The sequence below is a fragment of the Promineifilum sp. (SeqCode) genome (assembly GCF_041918635.1).
GTDB lineage: Bacteria > Chloroflexota > Anaerolineae > Promineifilales > Promineifilaceae > Promineifilum.
This window is the reverse complement of sequence record NZ_JAYRVJ010000704.1, coordinates 1-4759: the sequence shown is the minus strand read 5'-3', so window position 1 is coordinate 4759 and position 4759 is coordinate 1. Positions and strand designations below refer to the sequence as shown.

At 69.8% G+C, this 4759-nt stretch carries 3 protein-coding genes and 1 pseudogene; all 4 read right to left on the bottom strand.

What is annotated here, in order from left to right; all coding sequences use genetic code 11:
- Nucleotides 1–415, bottom strand: a pseudogene (locus ACE3UY_RS20705) (hypothetical protein); the annotation flags it as partial.
- A 122-nt stretch (nucleotides 416–537) separates the two neighbouring features.
- Complete coding sequence (locus ACE3UY_RS20700; protein WP_374689377.1) at nucleotides 538–1827, bottom strand: RDD family protein; 1290 nt, start codon at nucleotides 1825–1827, stop codon at nucleotides 538–540.
- Nucleotides 1828–1919: 92 nt separating this feature from the next.
- Complete coding sequence (locus ACE3UY_RS20695) at nucleotides 1920–2942, bottom strand: phytoene/squalene synthase family protein (protein WP_374689376.1); 1023 nt, start codon at nucleotides 2940–2942, stop codon at nucleotides 1920–1922.
- 136 nt (nucleotides 2943–3078) lie between these two features.
- A partial coding sequence (locus ACE3UY_RS20690; protein WP_374689375.1) for an ABC1 kinase family protein occupies nucleotides 3079–4759 on the bottom strand: 1681 nt, incomplete at its 5' end.

Sequence of the window (4759 nt, the reverse complement as noted above, 5' to 3'; positions counted from 1 at the left end):
GGCCGGGGTCGCTCTCGTCGGGGTAGTAGAAGCTGACGGGCACGCCGGGCTGAGTGGCGGGCACGATCACGTAGGGGATGCCGATAGGCCCGCCATCGTCCGGCGGCCAGATGCCGGAGCCGAAGTCGGGGTGGAAGTTCGTGTCGCGGCCGATGGCATCGATATAGGCGTCGGAGTTAGGATGCGCCGGCAGCGCGTCGATGCGCGCGTTCCAGATGTTGTCGGCGGGGAAGAGGGGACACGGCAGTGTAGGGGCAGACTCACGTGTCTGCCCGGCGGCCGGGGAGCCGGGGAGCAGGGGAGCGGGGGTGAGGGCGGGGGCGTCGGGCGCTGGTGCGGGCGCGGCCCGGCCCGCGGCGCAGGCCAGCAGGCAGAGGGAAAGGGCGGGCAGAAGCCATTGGAGACGGGCGGTCATATGTCCTCCGGTGTGATGTGTAGGGGCGCACCTGCGTGTGCGCCCTACCAAGGGGCAGACACGTAGGTCTGTCCCTACAACGGCGGGGGTGGGGCAGACACGCAGGTCTGCCCCTACGAGTGTCAGGACGGCCGCTGCTGCCAGGGCAGCACGCCGGTCACGTGCAATTCGTCGCGCAGCAGCGTCTCGTCGGGCACGGCCGGCCAATCGTAGACGACGACCGTGCCGGCCAGCTTGTCGTGCCAGCCCTGCCGCCGCCCGTCGTAGAGCGCCCAGATGAAGCCCAGGAAGAGTGCCAGCCCGGACACGTAGCAGCCGATCATCCGCGCCACCGCGCGGCCGAACGACACCCGGTGGCCGTCGGCGCGCACCACGCGCACGCCCACCAGCAGGTCGCCGACCGTCTGGCCGTTCAGGCTCCAGGCGATGACGCCATAGGCGACGATGAACAGCGTGCCGGCCAGCCCGGTCAGGGCCACGCCGACGGCCGCCGCCGCGCCGTCGCCGGTCATGAAGCGGCCGGCCAGCGCCTCCAGGTTAAACAGCCCGACCAACGCGTTGACGAAGGTCGTGGTCAGCGACAGGGCGACCATCAGCAGGGCGATGTCGAGCAGCAAGGCGACGAAGCGACTGACGAAGCCGGCGTAGTGGCCGGCCAGCGTGCGGTCGGCGTGGGGCACGGCGGCCAGCAGCGGCCGGACGCGCAGGTAGGCCGGGCGAAAGGGGGGCGCGGCCAGCGGGTCGGCGGCCACGCCGCGCCGGATAAAGCGCGAGCGTCGCTCCAGCAGCACGTCCAGGCTGACCAGCCGCTCGCGGAACTCCTCAACGATTTCCTCGATTAGCCCGGTGCTCTGACTCTGCACCACCTGCTGGACGAGCACCTGCACCTGCTCGCTCGCGGTCAGGTCGGCCACCGAGCGGCGCACGAGGCCGCTCAGCGACGCCTCGGCCACGGCGCGGCTGCGCGCTTCCTCGGCGCGGCCGGCGGCGGCCCAGCGCCCGACCATCTGCTCGCCCCGCGCTTCGTACAGGCGAAAGCGGCGGCGAACGGGGCGCAGCGGGCGGCTGTGGCGGATGGGGCGGCTGGCCCGCTCCAGGGCGCGGCCCAGCGCGTCGCTGGCCCGGTCGAGCCGCCGGCCGCCGCGCCGGGCGCTTTGGCGCGCATCGGCCAGCATGCCGACCGTGACGCGGCGGGCGGCGATGAGCGGCGTGTCCGGCCCGGTGTCCCACTCGGCCACGGGGCGCAGGACGCTCTCGGCCGTGCGCGGCGGGGGTTCGGCCGGCAGCGGCGCTTCCAGCCGGGCGCTGACGTTGTCGCCCAGGTAGAGCGCGCCGCCCAGCGCCAGTTCGCCCAGGGTGGGCCGGCGGGGCTCCGGGGCGTCTTCGGTTAGGGGAGTGGGCGCGTCGGTCATAGGTCTGTCCTCCGCTTTAAGAAATCATCCGCAGATTTCGCAGATTACGCAGATTTTAAGAGAGACAGATAAGGCGCTGTGTCATCCGGAGCTTAGGGGCCGCCCGTCTCGGCGGCGACGGACAGCGCGGGCGGGCGGCCGTTGTCGGGCGCGGCGGCCAGCCGGCGGTAGTATTGAGCCAACCAGCGGTTGGAGCGGCCGAACAGCCGCGTCTGGGCCACGATGCCGCCGATCTCGACGCGGGTCATCTTGGCCTCGCGGCGCAGCACGTCGGGGTTGTTGCGGCTGAGGGCCAGCGTGCGCGCGGCGAACAGGAAGGGCCACATCAGCGCCAGCCGCAAGCTGTGCTCGTGGCGCGGGAAGGCGCTGATGAAGGCCAGGCCGTGTTCCAGGTGGCGGTCGGCCTTGTCGGCCAGCCGGGCGACGACGGCCAGCGCCTGCGGCTCGTGGGCCGGGTCGAGCAGCGTGTGGCGGCTCAGACCGAGAGGGCGGTAAAAGGCGCGGGGCACGAAGACCCAGCCGCGCTCGTAATCCTTGCGGATGCCGCGGATGACGTTGACCGTCTGCAGGGCCAGGCCGCACTCGCGCGACAGGGGCAGCAGCGCCTCGCGCTGGGCGGCGATCTCCTCCGACTGGAGGGCGAACAGGTCGGTGACCAGGTAGCCGACGCGGCCGGCCACCTCGTGCATGTAATCGTCCAGCTCGGCCTCGTCCTCCACGAAGGGGCCATGCTCCTGCCAGCGGGCCATGCCCAGCGTCGTGGCGTGGACGTGGTGCCGGATGGGGGCTTGCGCGGCGGCGGGCAGGGCGTGGAACCAGTTGAGGACGAGCGGGGCCTCGCGGATGACTTCGACTTCGGGATCGGCCGCGTCCAGGTCGGCCACGCCGGCGGCCAGGCGCTCCGGCGGACACACCCCGTCCAGCACGTCCGCCCAGTCGCGCAGCAGGGCGACCTTGCGGTCGAGCGGCAGGGTGGCGTGATCCTCGATGCCGTCGGCGACGCGGAACATCAGATAGGCGACGGAGACGGCGTCGCGCAGCGGGTCAGGCAGCTGTTCGATGGATAGGGCAAACGTGCGGCTCACCTGCCGGACCATCACATCGCGTCTCTCCATAGACTTTCTCCCAATGAATTAACCACGGACAATGAATTAACCACGGATTTACACGGATTTAGCGGATGAACACGGATTGAATCCCTGTTCAATCCGTACAATCCGTTGAATCCGTGAGAATCCGTGGTTCATTTATTCACATTCTGCGGCCGGAGCGCCAGATGGCCCAGAGGAGCCACAGTGTCAGCACCACCGCCAGCCCGAACGTCAGCACGGCCAGCCACGTGATCAGACCCCACGGCCAGCTCAGGTCGAGCGTCGGCAGCATCAGCGCCAGGCCGATGGTCAGCGAGCCGAGCAGGATGGCCTGGATGATGCGGTTGGCAACCTGGTTGAGTTGCCGCGTCAGGTGTTCGGTGGCCGGGTCCTGGATGCGCAACTCCAGTTGGCCGCGCTCGATCCGGTTCAACAGCCGGCCGGTCTGCCCCGGCAGATCGCTGATGAAGCCGGCCCAACTGCCCAGACTGCGCAGCGCGTCCGGCCCCCACGACGTGGGCAGCGCCAACTGGATGAGAAAGCGGCGCACGTAGGGAGCCGAGACGGCGAACACGTCGAAGTCGGGGGCCAACTGCTTGCCGACGCCCTCCATGATGACCAACGTCTTGATGAGTAGCCAGTAATCGCTGGGCACACGCAGGCGATACTCATAAATGATAGGCTGAATCTCGGCCAGTAGCTCGGTGGCCGACAGGTCTTTCAATGGGACGTTGGTATAGCGGCGCAACAGCCGGCGCAGCGCCCGCTCCAGCCCCAATTCGTCCACGCCCGGATCGGCGATACGCATGCGGATGAGCTGCTCCACGGCTGCCGTCGCGTCGAACTGGATAATGGCGATGTAGAGGCGAATGAGGTTGCCCTTGTCGCGCTCGTCCAGATAGCCGACCGTGCCGAAGTCGATGAGGCCGATGGCCTCGCCGGGCAGGACGATCATGTTGCCGGGGTGCGGGTCGGCGTGGAAGAAGCCGTCCTCCAGCACCTCCTTGATGATCAGCCGCGCGGCGTGGTGGGCGATGCGCTCGCGGTCGTAGCCGCCGGCGGCCAGCGCGGCCAGGTCGTCGATCTTGATGCCGCGGATGCGCTCCTGGACGATGAGGCGGCGCGTGGTGTACTCCCAATAGACCCGCGGCACGTAGAGGTGATCTTCCGTCTCGAAGTTCTCGCGGAAGCGGTCGGCGTTGCGCCCCTCGCGCACGTAATCCAGTTCTTCGCGCAGCGCCTGGGCGAATTCGCCGGCCAGGTCAACCGGATCGAAGGGCAGATAGCCGGGCAGCCGGTCGCGCGCCAGTTGGGCCAGATCGCGCAGAATGTTCAGGTCGGTCTCCACCTGGCGCTCCACGCCCGGCCGCTGCACCTTGACGACGACGTGCGTGCCGTCGGGCAGCAGGGCGGGGTAGACCTGGGCCAGCGAGGCGGAGGCCATCGGCGTGGGGTCGAAGGCGGCGAAGAGCTCGGCCAGCGGCCGGCCCAACTCCGCCTCGATCAGCGGCAGCACCTCCTCCCACGGCGCAGGCGGCACGTTGTCCTGGAGGTTGCTCAACTCGGCCAGGACGGACGGCGGCACGATCTCGGGGCGGGTGCTGGCGATCTGGCCCAGCTTGATGAAGGTCGCGCCCAGCTCCTCCAGCGCCAGCCGCAGGCGCACGGCCGGCGGCACGCGCTCATACTCCTCGTCGCGACGCAACAGCCGGCGGGGCAGGCTGAGGCGCTCGGCCAGCCCCAACTGGGTCAGGATGGCCCCGAAGCCGTGGCGCGCCATGACCTCGGCGATCCGCCGATACCGCGCCAGATGGCGCGGGCGCAGGCGAAAGAGGATGGAG

What these genes read in the sequence shown, in the direction of transcription:
- ACE3UY_RS20700 (WP_374689377.1), bottom strand. Translation starts at nt 1,827, where the DNA reads ATGACCGACGCGCCCACTCCCCTAACCGAAGACGCCCCGGAGCCCCGC.
- ACE3UY_RS20695 (WP_374689376.1), bottom strand. Translation starts at nt 2,942, where the DNA reads ATGGAGAGACGCGATGTGATGGTCCGGCAGGTGAGCCGCACGTTTGCC.